Genomic DNA, 18,348 nt, shown 5'->3' with positions numbered 1-18,348 from the left:
CTAATGAGCGATCTAAAGTGGTACGTTGTAAGGGCTGTTAGCGGAAAAGAGAAGAAAGTAAAACAGTACATAGATGCTGAGATCAGCCGTTTAGGTTTCTCTCATTTGGTTCCGCAGGTATTAATCCCGATGGAAAAATATTACCAGATGAAAGATGGTAAAAAAATTGCCAAAGAACGTAACTTTTACCCTGGTTATGTTTTAATCGAAGCTACATTAGACGGAGAGTTAGAGCACATCATTAAAGGAATTAATAGCGTTATTGGTTTCCTTGGTGATAAAGCTGGTAATCCAATTCCAATGCGCCAGGCAGAAGTTAACCGTATTTTAGGTGTGGTTGATGAAATGAGCGAACAAGGTGAAACCATGAATGTTCCTTATTATGTTGGCGAAGGCATTAAAGTAATGGATGGACCTTTCAATGGTTTCTCAGGTATTATCGAAGAGGTAAACGAAGAGAAGAAAAAACTGAAAGTTATGGTTAAGATTTTTGGACGTAAAACACCGCTTGAGCTTAACTACATGCAAGTGGAAAAAGAGTAAAATTTTATTTTAAAATATATAAAGCCTTAGAATTGTTTTCTAAGGCTTTTTTATTTGAGATACTTTAGAAAATTATGATTCGTTGTTTTTTATATCTTTAATAAAATATAATCCAGATAGCATTGAAAGGATTCCTTGTATTTTTGATTTGTATATTTTGCTTTGCTGTAGCTGGTTTTAGTTCAGATCGTTATTTAATTACACCGTTAGTTGATACGGCGGTTATCCTTAAGAAAATACAAGCAGATTATTCTACAATTAATAATCGTTTAAGATTTTATAAAAAGAAAGTTAAAAACGCTTCATCGATGTCGGCAGAAGGTGGGGAGGTAATAGGTTACTACGATAAACAAACGCTAAAAAAGATCCATTGTATCTTTTATGGCGAAATGGGAAAAACAGAAGAAGATTACTATGTTAATGGTAATGGTTTATATTTTCTTTACAGATAGGAAACATTTTACGATAAGCCGATGTACCTGAAGGATTCTAAAGTTAAAAATACGTTCGAAACCAGATATTACCTTTATGATCACAAATTGATAAAGGCTATATTAAGACCGAATGCTTCCACCGCATTATCAAATAATGAAATAGTTGGAAGGCATAAGGAAGTTTTGGATATGTTGAATACAAAATAAATATATTTTTCTCAAACTATTGTGGGACTGTAAGATTATCCATATCTTTGCAGTCCTTTAAGCTTTATAGGAGCTATAAGGAATTAAATGTTACATGCTTCCAATATTTAACATTGAGTTTTTAAATAAACAAAAAACACAAAATGGCAAAAGAAGTCAGTGCAATGATCAAATTACAGATCAAAGGCGGAGCGGCAAATCCATCGCCACCAGTAGGACCTGCATTAGGTGCTAAAGGGGTGAACATTATGGAGTTTTGCAAACAGTACAACGCTCGTACCCAAGATAAAGCAGGTAAAGTATTGCCAGTTGTAATTACTGTTTATGCTGATAAGTCATTCGATTTCATCATCAAAACCCCTCCTGTAGCTATCCAATTAAAAGATGCTACTAAATTACAGAGTGGTTCTGCTGAGCCTAACCGTAAAAAAGTTGGATCGGTGACCTGAGTCCATTAAAGTTATTGCTGAAGATAAAATGCCTGATTTAAATGCATTTACAATCGAATCTGCAATGAGTATGGTTGCTGGTACAGCACGCAGTATGGGAATCACCGTTTCTGGTGACGCACCCTGGAACAATTAATTAAAAAACAGTTTACAACAGTGGCGAAATTAACTAAAAATCAAAAAAAGGCACACGCTAAAATAGAAGCTGGTAAAGCTTATACTTTACAGGCTGCTGCTGCTTTGGTAAAAGAAATCACTACCACTAAATTTGACGCATCAGTTGATATTGATGTATCTTTAGGTGTTGATCCGCGTAAAGCGAATCAAATGGTACGTGGTATTGCTACTTTACCACACGGTACAGGTAAAACTGTTCGTGTTTTAGCTTTAGTAACTCCTGATAAGGAAGAAGAAGCAAAAGCAGCCGGCGCAGACTTCGTAGGTTTAGACGAATATGTGGCTAAAATTGAAGGTGGTTGGACCGATGTAGACATTATTATCACAACACCAGCTTGTATGGCAAAAGTAGGTAAATTGGGCCGCGTTTTAGGTCCAAGGAACTTAATGCCAAACCCAAAATCTGGTACAGTAACTAACGAAGTTGGTAAAGCTGTAACAGAGGTTAAAGCAGGTAAGATTGATTTTAAAGTAGACAAAAGCGGTATTATACACGCTTCAATAGGGAAAGTATCATTCCCAGCAGATAAAATTTATGAGAATGCACTTGAAATCATTCAGGTAATTTCAAAATTAAAACCATCTGCTGCTAAAGGAACTTATTTTAAGAGCATTCACGTGTCTTCTACAATGAGTCCTGGAATTGCAATTGAAACAAAATCAGTAGCGGGGATTTAATCATGAACAGAGAAGAAAAAAACGAAGTAGTTTTAGAACTACAAGGACAAATGCAAGAGTATGGCAATTTTTATATTGCTGATACTTCTAGCCTTTCTGTTGAGCAGATTAATAACATCCGTCGCAAATGTTTTGAAGGTGATATCATCATGAAAGTTGCTAAAAACTCTTTAATTCGCAAAGCGATTGAAGGTTTAGACGGCGACGCTTCTGAGATATACGAAGCCCTTAAAGGTTCATCATCATTATTATTCTCAAAAACAGCAAACGCTCCGGCTAAGTTGATTAAAGCTTTGAGAAGAACATCTGATAAACCATTGCTTAAAGCAGCATTTATAGATTCATCAGTTTATGTTGGCGATGACCAATTGAATAACTTAGTAAGCTTGAAATCAAGAGAAGAGCTTATCGGAGATATCGTTGGATTATTACAATCACCAGCTAAGAATGTTATATCTGCGCTTAAATCAAGCGGAGGCAAAATTGCAGGAATTGTTAAAACTCTACAAGAGAGAGAAGGTTAACGAACACCTTAAGTTCGCAATAAAACAAAATTATTTTTACGTAAATTTTTAAAATCTTAATAAAATGGCAGATTTAAAATCGTTTGCTGAGCAATTAGTAAACTTAACCGTTAAAGAAGTTAACGAATTAGCTCAAATCTTAAAAGACGAGTATGGTATCGAGCCTGCAGCTGCTGCTGTAGTTGCTGGTCCTGCTGCTGGTGGTGATGCACCTGCTGCTGCTGCAGAAAAAACATCATTTGATGTTATCTTAAAAGAAGCTGGTGGCGCTAAATTAGCAGTTGTGAAACTTGTTAAAGACTTAACTGGCCTTGGTTTGAAAGAAGCAAAAGACTTAGTAGACGGAGCACCAAAAGAATTAAAAGCTGGTGTATCTAAAGACGAAGCTGAAGCTCTTAAAAAACAATTAGAAGAAGCTGGAGCAGTAGTTGAGATTAAGTAATCACTTAACTTAGCTAAGCTAAAAATGTATTAGACACCGACTGAAAATGTCGGTGTCTTTACCTGTTTATAAACATCTCATTTTGTTTGGTTAATGAGAATGCTTGAAACCGAAACCAAACAAATAGTTTATTCTTAAACTAAAATCTTTTAGTCCATTGGCAAAGACAGTCGAACAAAGAGTAAATTTTGCAACTAGTAAGCACATTATAGACTATCCGGATTTTCTGGATGTGCAATTGCAATCATTCAGAGAATTTTTCCAGATAGATACCACATCAGACGATCGCTCTAGCGAAGGTTTGTTTAAAGTGTTTGCTGAAAACTTTCCAATAACAGATTCAAGAAATATCTTCGTATTAGAGTTTCTTGATTATTTTGTTGATCCGCCACGTTACGATATACACGAGTGTATTGAGCGTGGATTAACCTACAATGTTCCATTAAAAGCAAAGCTTAAGCTTTCTTGTAATGATGTAGAACATGAAGATTTTGAAACCATTATCCAGGATGTGTATTTAGGTACAATCCCGTATATGACACCAAAAGGTACGTTTGTTATCAACGGTGCAGAACGTGTTATCGTTTCGCAATTACACCGTTCTCCAGGTGTGTTTTTCGGCCAAAGCCGTCACACTAATGGAACCAAGCTGTATTCTGCACGTGTAATTCCTTTCAAAGGTTCATGGATCGAGTTCGCTACAGACGTTAATAACGTAATGTACGCTTACATCGATCGTAAGAAAAAATTCCCGGTTACCACTTTATTACGTGCTATCGGTTACGATTCTGATAAAGATATCTTAGAACTTTTTGATCTTGCTGACGAAGTAAAAGTTAGTAAATCTGGTTTAAAGAAATACATCGGTCGTAAACTGGCTGCAAGGGTATTGAAAAAATGGGTTGAAGATTTTGTTGATGAAGATACTGGTGAGGTAGTTTCTATCGACCGTAATGAAGTGATTCTTGAAAGAGAAACCGTTTTAGAAGACGAACACATTGATATGGTTATCGAGGCTGGCGTAAAAAGCATCATCTTATCAAAAGAAGATGGCGCAAGTCAGGCTGATTATACCATTATATATAATACATTACAGAAAGATACATCAAACTCAGAAAAAGAGGCAGTAGAAAACATCTATCGTGCTTTGCGTAACGCAGAACCACCTGATGAGGAAACTGCTCGTGGTATCATTGATCGTTTATTCTTCTCGGATAAACGTTACGATTTAGGTGATGTTGGTCGTTACCGCATCAACCGTAAATTGAAAATGAATACGCCTGATGAGGTTAAAGTATTAACAAAAGCAGATATTATTGCAATTGTGAAATACCTGATCAAATTGATCAACTCAAAAGAGGAGGTAGATGATATCGATCACTTGTCTAACCGTCGTGTACGTACGGTAGGTGAGCAATTGTACGCACAATTTGGTGTTGGTTTAGCCCGTATGGCCAGAACAATCCGTGAGCGTATGAACATTCGCGATAACGAGGTGTTTACGCCAACTGATTTGATTAACGCCCGTACGTTATCATCGGTTATCAACTCGTTCTTTGGTACTAACCAGTTATCTCAGTTTATGGATCAAACCAATCCATTGGCCGAGATTACGCACAAACGCCGTTTATCGGCTTTAGGTCCAGGTGGTTTATCACGTGAGCGTGCCGGTTTCGAGGTGCGTGACGTTCACTATACTCACTATGGTCGTTTATGTACTATTGAAACTCCAGAGGGACCGAATATTGGTTTGATTTCATCACTTTGTGTGCATGCAAAAATCAATAATCTAGGTTTCATTGAAACACCATACAAACGTGTTGAAGATGGTAAAGTAGTTGTAGATTCAGACGTGATTTACTTATCTGCAGAAGATGAAGATGGTAAAACCATCGCTCAGGCAAATGCAGAATATGATGATAAAGGTAACTTTACAACACCACGTGTTAAAGCGCGTTATGAAGGTGACTTCCCGATTATTGAGCCTGAGAAATTAGACTTAATGGACGTTGCGCCTAACCAGATTACTTCAATTGCTGCTTCGTTGATTCCGTTCTTAGAACATGATGATGCAAACAGGGCTTTGATGGGATCGAACATGCAACGCCAGGCCGTACCATTGTTACGTCCTGAAGCACCAATTGTTGGTACAGGTTTAGAAGGTCGCGTGGCACGTGATTCAAGAACTTTGATCAATGCTGAAGGTGACGGTGTTGTAGAATATGTAGATGCTAACGAAATTACCATTAAATACGAGCGTAACGAAGATGATCGTTTGGTTTCATTTGAAGGTGATAGCAAAACTTATCGTTTAATTAAATTCAAAAAAACCAACCAGAATACTTGTATCAACTTAAAACCAATCGTTAAGAAAGGTCAGAAAGTTACTAAAGGACAGGTACTTTGCGAAGGTTATGCAACTCAAAACGGTGAATTGGCCTTAGGTAGAAACTTGAAAGTGGCATTCATGCCTTGGCAAGGTTTCAACTTTGAGGATGCGATTGTAATCAACGAGCGTATTGTTCGTGATGACGTTTTCACTTCACTGCATATTGAAGAGTTTGAATTAGAAGTACGTGATACTAAACGTGGAGAAGAGGAATTAACACCAGATATCCCTAACGTTTCTGAAGAGGCAACTAAAGACCTTGATGAAAATGGTATTATCCGTATTGGTGCTGATGTAAAAGAAGGTGATATTTTAATTGGTAAGATCACTCCAAAAGGAGAATCTGATCCTTCACCTGAAGAGAAATTACTACGTGCAATTTTTGGTGATAAAGCAGGTGATGTTAAAGATGCGTCTTTAAAAACTCCTCCTTCAATCCAAGGTGTGGTAATTGATACTAAATTATTCAGCCGTGCTAAGAAAACTACAAAAGCTGAAGAAAAATCGGCAATTGAGAAATTAGACAAAGGATATAACAACATTACTGAGAAATTAAAAGCAGAACTTGTTGACAAATTATTCACTATCGTAAACGGAAAAACATCTCAAGGTGTATTTAACATTTACAAAGAATTATTGGTTGCCAAAGGCGCTAAATTTACTCAGAAAATTTTAGCAGAACTTGATTATAACCACATTAGCCCTAACAAATGGACTACTGATGATGATAAAAACGAGTTGATTAAAATGTTGCTTCACAACTACGGTATCCGTGTTAACGAAGAACTTGGTGCTTACAAACGTGATAAATTCGCGATCAGTGTAGGTGATGAGCTTCCTTCAGGTATCGTACAGATGGCAAAAGTTTATGTTGCTAAAAAACGTAAATTAAAAGTAGGTGATAAAATGGCAGGTCGCCACGGTAACAAAGGTATTGTTGCACGTATTGTACGTGATGAAGATATGCCTTTCTTAGCTGATGGTAGTCCGGTTGATATTGTGTTGAACCCACTGGGTGTACCATCACGTATGAACCTTGGTCAGATCTACGAAACTATTTTAGCTTGGGCTGGCCAGGAATTGGGTGTTAAATTTGCAACTCCGATTTTTGATGGTGCTACTCATGATGAAGTGGAAGAGTGGATTGCTAAAGCTGGCGTTCCTGCTTCAGGAAAAACTTACTTATATAATGGTTTAACAGGTGAGCGCTTCTGATCAGACTACAACTGTAGGTATTATCTACATGTTGAAATTAGGTCACATGGTTGATGATAAAATGCACGCCCGTTCAATCGGACCGTACTCATTAATTACACAACAACCATTGGGTGGTAAAGCTCAATTCGGTGGTCAGCGTTTTGGTGAGATGGAGGTTTGGGCATTAGAGGCATTTGGTGCAGCTAATATTCTTCAGGAGATCTTAACCGTTAAATCGGATGATGTAATCGGAAGGGCCAAAACTTACGAAGCCATTGTTAAAGGTGAAAACCTACCAACGCCAGGTGTACCAGAATCGTTTAACGTATTGGTACATGAGTTACGCGGTTTAGGTTTAGATATTACATTAGATTAATTAAGCCGAAGACTAAAGACTAAAGCTCAAAGCAGCTTTGGTCTTTAAGCTTTCCGCTTTAACCTTACATAAGTATGTCTTACAAAAAGGATAATAAATTAAAAAGCAATTTCACATCAATCACGATTAGCTTATCGTCTCCAGAAATTATTTTGGAACGTTCAAGCGGTGAGGTGTTGAAACCAGAAACCATTAATTACCGTACTTACAAACCTGAGCGTGATGGTTTGTTCTGTGAGCGTATTTTTGGTCCGGTAAAAGATTACGAATGTCATTGCGGTAAATACAAACGTATCCGTTATAAAGGTATTGTTTGCGATCGTTGTGGTGTTGAAGTAACTGAGAAAAAAGTACGTCGTGAGCGTATGGGACACATTGCTTTAGTGGTTCCTGTTGCACACATCTGGTACTTCCGCTCTTTACCAAACAAAATCGGTTATTTATTAGGTTTACCTACTAAAAAATTAGATTTAATTATCTACTATGAGCGTTACGTAGTTATTCAATCAGGCTTAATGGCTGAAGAAGGTATCAACTATATGGACTTCTTAACGGAAGAAGAATATTTAGATATCTTAGATAAATTACCTAAAGAAAACCAATATTTAGATGATAAAGATCCTAATAAATTCATCGCCAAAATGGGTGCTGAAGCATTAGAAGATTTATTAAAACGTATTGATTTAGATACTTTATCTTATGATTTACGTCACCAGGCTGCTAACGAAACTTCTCAACAACGTAAAAATGAGGCTTTAAAACGTCTTCAGGTTGTTGAAGCTTTCCGTGGTGCTAATACACGTATTGAGAATCGCCCTGAGTGGATGATTGTTAAAATTGTTCCGGTTATTCCACCAGAGTTACGTCCTTTAGTTCCATTAGAAGGTGGCCGTTTCGCAACTTCAGATTTAAATGATTTATACCGTCGTGTAATTATCCGTAACAACCGTTTAAAACGTTTGATCGAGATTAAAGCACCAGAGGTAATTTTACGTAACGAAAAACGTATGTTGCAGGAAGCTGTAGATTCGTTATTCGATAACTCACGTAAAGTTAACGCGGTAAAAACTGAAGGTAACCGTGCTTTGAAATCACTTTCAGATATCTTGAAAGGTAAACAAGGTCGTTTCCGTCAGAATTTATTGGGTAAACGTGTGGATTATTCAGCTCGTTCGGTAATTGTTGTAGGGCCTAGCCTTAAATTACACGAGTGCGGTATTCCTAAAGATATGGCTGCTGAACTTTACAAACCATTCATTATCCGTAAGATGATTGAGCGTGGTGTTGTAAAAACAGTTAAATCTGCTAAGAAAATCGTTGATAGAAAAGATCCTCTAGTTTGGGATATTTTAGAAAATGTATTAAAAGGTCACCCGGTATTATTAAACCGTGCACCTACCTTACACAGACTAGGTATTCAGGCTTTCCAGCCAAAATTAATTGAAGGAAAAGCAATCCAGTTACACCCGTTAGTTTGTACTGCATTCAACGCCGATTTTGATGGTGACCAGATGGCCGTGCATTTACCTCTAGGTAATGCAGCAATTTTGGAAGCCCAGGTTTTGATGCTTGCAGCACACAATATCTTAAACCCTGCTAACGGTACACCAATTACAGTACCTTCTCAGGATATGGTTTTGGGTCTTTATTATATTACTAAAGGCCGCAGAACTGATGATTCGAGAGTTGTAAAAGGACAGGATTCAAATTTCTATTCTCCGGAAGAAGTTATTATTGCTTATAACGAAAAAGAATTAGACTTGCACGCATTTATCAAAGTAAGGGTAAATGTTAAACAAGCTGACGGTTCTATCGTTAATAAATTAACTGAAACTACTGTAGGTAGGGTATTGTTTAACCAGATGGTTCCTGAAGAAGTAGGTTACATCAATGAACTATTAACCAAAAAATCTTTAAGGGATATTATTGGTGAAGTAGTGAAAATGACTGGTATGGCCCGTGCTTCACAATTCTTGGATGATATCAAAGAATTAGGTTTCAGAATGGCATTCCAGGGAGGTTTATCGTTCAACTTACAAGACGTAAACATTCCGGTAGAAAAACATACTTTATTAGAGGCAGGCAGCTGCTGAGGTTGAAGAGGTAAGAAACAACTATAACATGGGTTTCATTACCAACAACGAACGTTACAACCAGATTATCGATATCTGGACCCGTATCAACAACAGGTTAACTACTTTCGTTATGACTCAGTTATCTAGCGATAACCAAGGTTTTAACTCAGTTTACATGATGCTTGATTCTGGTGCACGTGGATCTAAAGAGCAGATTCGTCAGCTTTGCGGAATGCGTGGTTTGATGGCGAAACCTCAAAAATCTGGTTCAGGTGGTGATATCATTGAAAACCCGATCTTATCAAACTTTAAAGAAGGTTTATCGGTATTAGAGTACTTTATCTCTACTCACGGTGCGCGTAAAGGTTTGGCAGATACGGCGTTAAAAACGGCGGATGCGGGTTACTTAACCCGTCGTTTACATGATGTGGCGCAGGATATGATTGTTAATGATAACGACTGTGGTACTTTAAGAGGTATGTATACTACCGCTTTAAAAGATCAGGAAGATATTGTTGAGCCATTATACGACAGGATTTTAGGCCGTACTTCACTACATGATGTGTACAATCCTTTGGATAACACTTTATTGGTAGGTGCTGGTGAAGATATTAATGAAGATGTTGCTAAATTGATCGAAGAATCTCCTTTAGAGGGCATCGAGATCCGTTCAGTATTAACTTGCGAATCAAAACGTGGTGTTTGTGCATTATGTTATGGCCGTAACTTGGCATCTGGTAAACGTGTTCAGAGAGGTGAGGCAGTTGGTGTAATTGCAGCACAATCAATCGGTGAGCCGGGTACACAGTTAACACTTCGTACTTTCCACGTGGGTGGTACTGCATCAAACATTGCTGCAGAATCTAATATCGTAGCTAAGTTTGATGGTGTAATCGAATTCGAAAATATCCGTACTGTTGATACACAAACAGAAGAAGGAACAGTTCAGGTAGTATTGGGTCGTTCAGGCGAGTTCAAAATTGTTGAACCAGGAACCGGACGTATCATTGTAACCAACAACATTCCTTACGGTGCATTCTTATTCGTTAAAGAAGGGGATAAACTTTCAAAAGGTGATAAAATCTGTTCATGGGATCCGTATAACGCGGTTATTCTTTCAGAATTTGCCGGTAAAGCACAATTTGATGCAATTATTGAAGGTGTAACCTTCCGTGAAGAATCAGATGAGCAAACTGGTCACCGTGAAAAAGTAATTATCGATACACGTGATAAAACTAAAAACCCTTCTGTTCAAATTGTTGATAAGAAAGGTGAATTTATCAAAGGTTATAACATTCCGGTAGGTGCTCACGTTTCAGTTGATGAAGGTGAAGCTATCCAAACTGGTCAGATTATCGCTAAAATTCCTCGTGCAACTGGTAAAACCCGAGATATTACAGGTGGTTTGCCTCGTGTAACGGAATTATTTGAAGCACGTAACCCATCTAACCCAGCTGTAGTAACTGAGATTGATGGTGTGGTAACTTTAGGTGGCGTTAAACGTGGTAACCGTGAAATCACAATCGAATCGAAAGATGGTGAAGTTAAAAAATACCTAGTTCCATTGTCGAAACACATTCTTGTACAGGATAACGACTTTGTGAAAGCAGGTATGCCTTTATCAGATGGTTCAATTTCTCCAGCAGATATCTTATCAATTAAAGGCCCTGCAGCGGTTCAAGAATACTTAGTAAATGGTATTCAAGAGGTTTACCGTTTACAAGGTGTGAAAATTAACGATAAGCACTTTGAGGTAATTGTTCACCAAATGATGCAGAAAGTTCACATTGAAGATCCAGGTGATACTATTTTCTTAGAAAACAATGCTGTTGACCGTTGGGATTTTGCTGACGAGAACGATGCAATGTACGACAAGAAAGTTGTTGAAGATGCAGGTGATTCTACAGACTTAAAACCAGGTCAAATTGTTTCATTACGTAGATTAAGAGACGAAAATTCTCAATTGAAACGTAAGGATTTAAAACAGATCACGGTTAGAGATGCCAGACCAGCAACTGCAAGTTCTATCTTACAAGGTATTACACGTGCATCATTAGGTACTAAATCGTTCATTTCTGCGGCTTCGTTCCAGGAAACTACGAAAGTATTAAATGAGGCAGCAATTGCAGGTAAACGCGATAATATGTTAGGCTTGAAAGAAAACGTGATCGTTGGTCACTTAATCCCTTCAGGTACTGGTGTACGTGGTTACGAAAGAATCATTGTTGGTTCTCAAGAAGAATACGATAAATTATTGGCTTCTAAACAAGAAGAAGTAGAAGCTTAGTATTTTCTAATATTTATTTTAAACTCCCTCACCTTAGTGAGGGAGTTTTTTGTTTGGAATAGATTTTGTAACTTTAATAAAAAAATAAATACATGAGTGTTACAGAAATTCAACTTTTCCAGATCTTAAAAGCTAAGCTTGGCGAACAGGAAGCAGAACAGTTGGTTTCTTTTGTTAAATCAGAAGTTAAATCTGAATTTGAAAATAAGCGTGAGGTTTTAGCTACCAAAGAAGATATTGCCGGTATGCAGAAAACCATTTATGTTGTTGGTTTGATTCAGTTCCTGGCTATCATTGGTTCAGTAATAGGTATTGTGAACTTCATGATTAAATAATCGGGTTATTAGACTTAATATTTCCTTTACTATATAATTCTTAAAAACCCATATTAGTATTTAAGATCTATTTACTTTTGAAAGTTAATGGTCTAATCTTAGAATAGTTAAGCTATCAATTTTGTTACAGTCCATCAAACGTTTGCGTAAAGCCCGCTCTGTAATCTCTTAACCTTATACTGATCGGTTTCATTAACTTAGGTTTATGAAGTTTTTATCAGTAATATTATTGCTGGGTTTTGGCTTAACCAGTGCTGCCCAGGATGTTAGTTTGGCACTCCAAAAACCAATACTGCCAAGTAAAGAAAACATAAATAATAATTGGCAGCGCATCATTAATTCATTAAATATTAGTTTTGCCAACAGCAATATAAGATATCCAAAAGAATTACCGCCGCAGATTGCAATCCAAAATTCATGGAACACCTCAGCCTGGAAGGGCGAAAAGATACATACCCAATTACTGCTTTGGACCAAAAACAATCTAGATCATATAAATATCCAGCTCTCAGACCTTAAAGATCAAACAGGAAACCATATCAAGAAAGAAAATCTTAGCGCGGGTTTAATAAAATATGTCATTACAGATGAGTTTAGAGATGGCTGTGGTTACCGCAAAGCTGCAGATTTTGATTCATCTTATGTAGCTGACCTGATCGACACAAAAAACAATAATATTACTGTTAAAGCCCAAAATACGCAACCTGTTTGGCTGAGTATAAAAATTCCTTCAAATATTCAAGCCGGTACCTATTCCGGAACAGTTAAAATTACTGCCGAAAAAGAATATAAATTACCTATTGAAATTAAGGTGATAGATAAAGTACTTCCACCGCCAAATGAGTGGAAATATGACTTAGACTTATGGCAGCACCCTGCAGCTATTGCCAGGGTGCATAAAGTAAAGTTGTGGAGTAATGAACATTTCGCACTAATGAAACCCTATTATGAAATGTTGGCCAATGCCGGGCAAAAAACCATTACTGCAAGTATTGTGAACGAAGCATGGGGCCATCAAACATATGATGATTACCCGAGTTTAATCAATTGGACTAAGAAAAAAGATGGCTCCTGGAGCTATGATTATGCTTTGTTTGATAAATATATCTCATTTGTAATGACTACGGGTATCAACCAGCGCATTAATTGTTATAGCATGGTTCCTTGGAAAATCGCTTTTAACTATTGGGATGAAGCTACTCAAAAAGAAGCTGTTTTTACTGATGCCATTGGTACACCTGCTTATGATGCATTTTGGAAAACCATGCTTACTGATTTTACCAAACACTTAAAAACAAAAAACTGGTTTGCTAAAACATACATTGCTATGGATGAACGCCCGATGAAAGCGATGCAAGCAGTAATAAAATTATTGAAAAGCATTGATCCGAACTGGAAAATCGCACTAGCTGGAGAATATCATCAGGAGATAGAAAAAGATATTGATAATTATTGCATCGCATCAAAATGGGAATTCCCGGCAGAAATATTACAGAAAAGAACCAAGGAAGGTAAAATTAGCACCTGGTATACCTGTTGTACAGAGCCTTATCCCAATGCATTTAGTTTTTCGTCGCCTGCAGAACAAGTATGGATGGGCTGGTATACCGCATATAAAAATATGGATGGTTACGTAAGGTGGGCATATAACAGCTGGACGAAAAATCCTTTAACAGATACCCGTTTCACCGCTTGGCCAGCTGGCGACACTTATCAGGTTTATCCAGGGCCATTAACTTCGGTAAGGTTCGAAAAATTGATTGAGGGTGCCCAGGATTTCGAAAAGATTAAACAGCTTCAATTATTTTATATTAAAACCAAAAATGCAGCATCTCTAAATGAGTTGAACACAGCTTTAATGAAATTCGAAATCAAATCTTTATCAACGATAACAGCAGATGAAACCTTACAAAACGTGAAACAATTATTAAATAAATAACTAAAATGAAACCTAATCTTTTTTTGCTCTCTTTACTTTTCTCTTTGGCTTTTTGTAAATCTATTTGCGCACAGGGTGTCGACAATATTAAGTGGTTTAATCCAATGGAGAACAGTTATCCGACATTAAAGGGGAAAGCCTGGCAAAACCCCGACAGCCTTAACTATTTTAACCGTTTACCCACTGAAGCCGAAAAAAATGTTCGTAAAGAAGTTTGGGATCTGGCCAAAAATACCGCAGGTGAGTATATAGATTTTTATACCACAGCGCAACAAATCGTAGTAAAATACCAATTGAAAGCGGGTAAAAATTTAGAAAACATGCCAACTTTAGGGGTAAGCGGATTAGATTTATATGCACAGGATTTTCAAAATAAATGGCATTGGATCAAAGCCAACTACAGCTATAAAGACACTATTACTTATGCTTATGGAAATTTCAACCAATCCGTAAAAATTAAGCGGTTCCGTTTGTATTTGCCTTTGTATAATGCCCCTAAATGGTTAAAATTAGGCGTGAACACTAATGCAGAGCTTAAGGTTGAAGAAGCTAACGAAAAAGCACCTCTTGTATTTTACGGTACATCTATAATGCAAGGTGCAAGTGCTGGCCGCCCTGGTATGGCCTGGTTAAATATTTTGGGCAGAAAATTGGCTCAGCCCGTTATTAACCTTGGGTTTTCGGGTAACGGCCGTTTAGAAAGCCCCCTTATCGATTTAATGAATCAAACAGATGCTAAGTTATTTGTGCTCGACTGTCAGCCTAATTTAACTGATAAAAAAGTTTATCCGGCTGAAGAAATTGAAAAGCGAATTACCAGTTCAGTGCAAGGTTTAAAGGCAAAACACCCCAATACACCTATTTTATTGGTTGAACACAGCTCAGGTTTGGATCAGGTTAATCTGGATAGCGTATTAACAGGTAATTACAGTTGGACCTCTAAAGTGTTAAACAATACTTATCAAAAACTTAAAAAATCAGGCATTAAAGATCTTTATATCTTAACTGCTAAAGAAATTGGATTTACTGACGACAGCACCATTGATGGCACCCATCCTAACGATTTTGGCATGATGCAATATGCAGATGCCTACGAGAAAATAATCAACAAAATATTAGCGGTAAAAAAATAATTGATTGTACTCCGGTTAAGCTAGTAATCTAAATATAGCTAATAACTACATAACCATTTTAAATCAAATATAATTAAGCATCCAAACAAACAAATGAGAAAATTAATATTTACATCGGCCATTATGGCTTCATTTATTGCAAATGCCTTTGCACAAAGTGATGGTATAAAACCGCAAAATACCATTGCAGTTGCAGCGGATGATAGCAAAGCCACCATTATTGCAAAAGCAAGCCATGTAGTACCCACTTCAAACCAGTTAAGTGCTTTAAAAAATGAATTTATCGCGTTTATCCACATCGGACCTAATACTTTTACTAGGATGGAGTGGGGAACGGTAAAGAAGATCCTAAAGTTTTTGACCTGAAAGAATTACATACCGACCAATGGTGCCAGTCTATGAAATCGGCTGGGATGACAATGGTTATCATCACCGGTAAAACACCATGATGGGTTTGTACTTTGGCAGAGTAGGTACACCAACCACGGTATCATGTCAACAGGTTTTGAAAATGGTAAAGGTGATATTTTAAAAAATCTGTCTGCATCCTGCAAAAAGTACGGACTAAAATTGGGCATTTACTTATCTCCGGCAGATTTATATCAGATCGAAAATCCTGAAGGCTTGTATGGGAATTTAAGTAAAGTAACAACCAGGACCATACCTCGCGAAGTGGCCGGCCGACCGTTTGCAAACAAAACTAAATTTAATTTCGAAGTTGACGACTATAACGAATATTTCTTAAACCAGCTTTTCGAAGTTTTAACAGAATATGGTACGGTAGATGAAGTGTGGTTTGATGGCGCACACCCTAAAACCAAAGGCGGCCAAAAATATAATTATATTGCCTGGAAAAAGCTGATTCATACATTGGCTCCAAAAGCCGTTATTTTCGGTAAAGAAGATATCCGTTGGTGCGGAAATGAAGCTGGAGGAACCCGCGAAACAGAATGGAATGTACTTCCTTATAGCGAAAACCCGGATACTGCTACTCATTTTCCAGATTTAACAGCTAAAGATTTAGGGAGCAATAATGAACTTTACAACGCCAAATACTTGCATTATCAACAGGCAGAAACCAATACTTCAATAAGAGAGGGCTGGTTTTACCGCGATGATGATAAACAAAAAGTTCGTAGTGCTGATGATGTTTTTGATATTTTATGCAACGTTCGGTAGGGGGAAACTCCACTTTTTTGCTGAATATTCCGCCCAATCGTGATGGAAAATTTTGCAAAAGAAGATGTAAGCGTATTAACTGGAGGTGGGGAAACGCATTAACGAAACGTATGGCAAAAATCTATTTTTGGGCGCCAGGGGAATAAAGCAAGTGCTTGATAATGATTTGAATACTTATGTTTTACTTGCTGATAAACAAAAAAAGTATTGTAATTTCTACAATAAAGCCGGTTACTGTAAACCGGATTGTTGTTCAGGAAGATATTGCAGGCCATAGTGAACGCGTGGTACAACATCAATTAGACGCCTGGATTGGAAATAAATGGCATAAAGAATTCCCGAAGCAAGCAATATCAGTTACAAAAGAATATTACGTTTTCCTGAAATTACGACATCGAAAATCAGATTAACCATTTTATCATCCAGGGCTAATCCTGCAATCGCGACCATTTCTGCACACTACTACCGTACCCGCCCGCCTCAATTGCAGTTCAACAGAGATGTAAATGGTTTAACCACCATATCGCCTAAAACACATGAATTTGGTTGGAAACCACACGGAGAAAATGCAACTGCCAACCTGAATAAAGGCATAGAAATTTATTATACTACCGATGGCAGTTTGCCTACTGCAACCGCTAAAAAATATAAAGGGCCGATACAGATTGCGAAAGGAGAAGTAAAGGCAATTGCGATAACCGATAAGGAAAAAGGTGCTTTAGCTGCTGAAACATTTGGAATAGTAAAGCAAGATTGGAAGTTACTGAATATGGATAGTGAAGATGCAAAGCATAATGCCACCATGGCCTTTGATGCCGATAAGCAAACTTACTGGCTTTCTAACTCAACTGAAAATTTGCATTATATTGCGATAAATTTGGGTAACATCTACAATTTAAAAGGCTTTATTTATACTCCACCAACTCATTTCGCTGATGGAATGCTTGAAAAAGGAATACTACAAACCAGTAGTGATGGTAAAAACTGGCAAGATGTTGAAACTTTTGAATTTGGTAACCTGATTAACGACCCTACGCCGAGAACACATTATTTTAAAAATAGTATAAACGCACAATATATACGGATAAAAGCAACCGGAATAGCAGGAAATAAAAAAGCCTTAGCCATTGCCGAGCTTGATTTCGTTGAGAAATAGCAAAGCTTGATCTACCAATAATTAATTTTATTTCGAACATTATATATTAAATTCCGCCATTAAGCAGCGGAATTTTTTATTTTGAGCCATTATGGAAGAACAACAAAACGAAAATCAATTAAATATAGAGTTATCAGAAGAAATTGCTGAAGGAATTTTTTCTAACCTGGCCATCATTACCCATTCAAATACCGAATTTGTACTGGATTTTATTCGTGTAATGCCCGGAATACCAAAGGCCAAGGTAAAATCAAGAATTATTTTGACGCCAGAACATGCTAAACGCTTATTGGCGGCACTGGAAGATAACATTCAGAAATTTGAAGCTGTAAATGGAAGAATCAAAACACAGGAAGAGCCACCTTTTCCGATGGGCTTTGGCGGGCCTACTGCCCAGGCGTAAGCCAATCAAAATTCTTACAAACAAATATTTGTTTACTATGTTGGCATAGTATATATTTGTGATATAACCATTTATAAATGAAAAAAATTTTATTGAGCGCATTACTTTCTGCCCCTCTATGGGTTTTGGGGCAGGGTTTCCAGGTTAATTTACAAGGTCAGAAACAAATTGGTATGGCAGGTGCAGGTTCTGCATTGGCTTTAGATGAGGCTTCCGTATTTTACAATCCCGGTGCAGTAACTTTCTTAGAGAAAAACTCAGTTTCAGCAGGAGTAAACCCATTATTGTTTAAATCAGCTTTCAAACAAAGCGGTTCCAACATTACAGAAAATGTAAAAAGACAAAGTTGCTCCACCTTTCGAATTTTATGCCGTTTGGGGTCCAAAATCTAACAAATGGAAATTAGGTTTAGGTGTTTATACACC

The 18,348-nt window shown here is 37.3% G+C and carries 13 protein-coding genes and 4 pseudogenes; all 17 read left to right on the top strand.

Going from position 1 to position 18,348, the window contains the following annotated elements:
• Nucleotides 1-3 precede the first annotated feature (3 nt).
• The 17 genes and pseudogenes from nusG (at nt 4) to AC0IWE_RS12735 (ending at nt 18,315) form a co-directional block, all read left to right on the top strand.
• Nucleotides 4-543, top strand: a complete 540-nt coding sequence (nusG, locus tag AC0IWE_RS12815; RefSeq protein WP_025143263.1) for a transcription termination/antitermination protein NusG — start codon at nt 4-6, stop codon at nt 541-543.
• A gap of 122 nt (nt 544-665) precedes the next feature.
• Entirely contained in the window at nt 666-995 is a 330-nt protein-coding gene (locus tag AC0IWE_RS12810) for a hypothetical protein (RefSeq protein WP_471793359.1), read from the top strand.
• A 332-nt stretch (nt 996-1,327) separates the two neighbouring features.
• Nucleotides 1,328-1,769: pseudogene (gene rplK / locus AC0IWE_RS12805) on the top strand (50S ribosomal protein L11).
• A 20-nt stretch (nt 1,770-1,789) separates the two neighbouring features.
• Entirely contained in the window at nt 1,790-2,488 is a 699-nt protein-coding gene (gene rplA / locus AC0IWE_RS12800) for a 50S ribosomal protein L1 (protein ID WP_029279316.1), read from the top strand.
• A gap of 2 nt (nt 2,489-2,490) precedes the next feature.
• Nucleotides 2,491-3,012 carry a 50S ribosomal protein L10 gene (gene rplJ / locus AC0IWE_RS12795; RefSeq protein ID WP_108200815.1) on the top strand — a complete coding sequence of 174 codons (522 nt, stop codon included), beginning with the start codon at nt 2,491-2,493 and terminating at the stop codon, nt 3,010-3,012.
• Between the two features lie 64 nt (nt 3,013-3,076).
• Nucleotides 3,077-3,454: a 50S ribosomal protein L7/L12 gene (gene rplL / locus AC0IWE_RS12790; protein WP_029283246.1), complete on the top strand. Its 378-nt coding sequence runs from the start codon at nt 3,077-3,079 to the stop codon at nt 3,452-3,454.
• A gap of 157 nt (nt 3,455-3,611) precedes the next feature.
• Nucleotides 3,612-7,416 (top strand): annotated as a pseudogene (rpoB, locus tag AC0IWE_RS12785) (DNA-directed RNA polymerase subunit beta).
• Between the two features lie 74 nt (nt 7,417-7,490).
• Nucleotides 7,491-11,778: pseudogene (gene rpoC / locus AC0IWE_RS12780) on the top strand (DNA-directed RNA polymerase subunit beta').
• Between the two features lie 92 nt (nt 11,779-11,870).
• The gene (locus tag AC0IWE_RS12775) at nt 11,871-12,113 is read left to right on the top strand and encodes a hypothetical protein (protein WP_471793358.1); all 243 of its coding nucleotides are present in this window, start codon (nt 11,871-11,873) and stop codon (nt 12,111-12,113) included.
• Nucleotides 12,114-12,318: 205 nt separating this feature from the next.
• Nucleotides 12,319-14,052 (top strand): DUF4091 domain-containing protein, encoded by a 1,734-nt coding sequence (locus tag AC0IWE_RS12770; RefSeq protein WP_471793357.1) that lies wholly within the window; start codon nt 12,319-12,321, stop codon nt 14,050-14,052.
• A gap of 5 nt (nt 14,053-14,057) precedes the next feature.
• The gene (locus AC0IWE_RS12765) at nt 14,058-15,185 is read left to right on the top strand and encodes an SGNH/GDSL hydrolase family protein (RefSeq protein ID WP_471793356.1); all 1,128 of its coding nucleotides are present in this window, start codon (nt 14,058-14,060) and stop codon (nt 15,183-15,185) included.
• Nucleotides 15,186-15,278: 93 nt separating this feature from the next.
• Nucleotides 15,279-15,551, top strand: a complete 273-nt coding sequence (locus tag AC0IWE_RS12760; protein ID WP_471793355.1) for a hypothetical protein — start codon at nt 15,279-15,281, stop codon at nt 15,549-15,551.
• Nucleotides 15,552-15,635: 84 nt separating this feature from the next.
• A pseudogene (locus AC0IWE_RS12755) lies at nt 15,636-16,364 on the top strand (alpha-L-fucosidase); the annotation flags it as partial.
• Between the two features lie 185 nt (nt 16,365-16,549).
• A complete protein-coding gene (locus tag AC0IWE_RS12750; RefSeq protein ID WP_471793354.1) occupies nt 16,550-16,774 on the top strand; it encodes a hypothetical protein in 225 nt (74 codons plus the stop codon).
• A 74-nt stretch (nt 16,775-16,848) separates the two neighbouring features.
• Complete coding sequence (locus AC0IWE_RS12745) at nt 16,849-17,520, top strand: discoidin domain-containing protein (protein WP_471793353.1); 672 nt, start codon at nt 16,849-16,851, stop codon at nt 17,518-17,520.
• A gap of 91 nt (nt 17,521-17,611) precedes the next feature.
• Entirely contained in the window at nt 17,612-17,923 is a 312-nt protein-coding gene (locus tag AC0IWE_RS12740) for a DUF3467 domain-containing protein (protein WP_055914859.1), read from the top strand.
• A gap of 77 nt (nt 17,924-18,000) precedes the next feature.
• Nucleotides 18,001-18,315, top strand: coding sequence for a hypothetical protein (locus tag AC0IWE_RS12735; protein ID WP_471793352.1), 315 nt, complete (start codon nt 18,001-18,003; stop codon nt 18,313-18,315).
• Nucleotides 18,316-18,348: the final 33 nt, after the last annotated feature.

The organism is Pedobacter sp. AC402 (genome assembly GCF_979252805.1).
The sequence above is the reverse complement of the archived record's forward strand: the minus strand, read 5'-3'. Positions and strand labels throughout refer to the sequence as shown.

What these genes read in the sequence shown, in the direction of transcription:
- AC0IWE_RS12770 (WP_471793357.1), top strand. Translation starts at nt 12,319, where the DNA reads ATGAAGTTTTTATCAGTAATATTATTGCTGGGTTTTGGCTTAACCAGT.
- rplL (WP_029283246.1), top strand. Translation starts at nt 3,077, where the DNA reads ATGGCAGATTTAAAATCGTTTGCTGAGCAATTAGTAAACTTAACCGTT.
- AC0IWE_RS12760 (WP_471793355.1), top strand. Translation starts at nt 15,279, where the DNA reads ATGAGAAAATTAATATTTACATCGGCCATTATGGCTTCATTTATTGCA.
- AC0IWE_RS12775 (WP_471793358.1), top strand. Translation starts at nt 11,871, where the DNA reads ATGAGTGTTACAGAAATTCAACTTTTCCAGATCTTAAAAGCTAAGCTT.
- nusG (WP_025143263.1), top strand. Translation starts at nt 4, where the DNA reads ATGAGCGATCTAAAGTGGTACGTTGTAAGGGCTGTTAGCGGAAAAGAG.
- rplJ (WP_108200815.1), top strand. Translation starts at nt 2,491, where the DNA reads ATGAACAGAGAAGAAAAAAACGAAGTAGTTTTAGAACTACAAGGACAA.
- AC0IWE_RS12735 (WP_471793352.1), top strand. Translation starts at nt 18,001, where the DNA reads ATGAAAAAAATTTTATTGAGCGCATTACTTTCTGCCCCTCTATGGGTT.
- AC0IWE_RS12765 (WP_471793356.1), top strand. Translation starts at nt 14,058, where the DNA reads ATGAAACCTAATCTTTTTTTGCTCTCTTTACTTTTCTCTTTGGCTTTT.
- AC0IWE_RS12740 (WP_055914859.1), top strand. Translation starts at nt 17,612, where the DNA reads ATGGAAGAACAACAAAACGAAAATCAATTAAATATAGAGTTATCAGAA.